The organism is Pseudomonas sp. TWI929 (genome assembly GCF_039673335.1).
Classification (GTDB): domain Bacteria; phylum Pseudomonadota; class Gammaproteobacteria; order Pseudomonadales; family Pseudomonadaceae; genus Aquipseudomonas.
In genome coordinates this window covers 1-391 of sequence record NZ_JBDJLK010000197.1, presented here as the reverse complement: position 1 = coordinate 391, position 391 = coordinate 1, and the positions used below count along the sequence as shown (strand labels likewise).

At 45.3% G+C, this 391-nt stretch carries 1 rRNA gene; it reads left to right on the top strand.

The features are described 5' to 3' along the window. Positions 1–59 (top strand): 16S ribosomal RNA (locus ABE456_RS28540); the annotation flags it as partial. Positions 60–391: the final 332 nt, after the last annotated feature.

Sequence of the window (391 nt, the reverse complement as noted above, 5' to 3'; positions counted from 1 at the left end):
CTGGGGTGAAGTCGTAACAAGGTAGCCGTAGGGGAACCTGCGGCTGGATCACCTCCTTAATCGACGACATCAGCCTGCTGATGAGCTCCCACACGAATTGCTTGATTCATTTGCTGATCAGAACTCAGTAATGAACATTCCTGCGAATGTTGATTTCTGACTTTTGTCAGATCGTTCTTTAAAAATTCGGATATGTGATAGATATAGACTGAACACCAGTTTCACTGCTGGTGGATCAGGCTAAGGTAAAATTTGTGAGTTCTGCTCTTAGTTGAGCGAAATGCGAATTTTCGGCGAATGTCGTCTTCACAGTATAACCAGATTGCTTGGGGTTATATGGTCAAGTGAAGAAGCGCATACGGTGGATGCCTTGGCAGTCAGAGGCGATGAA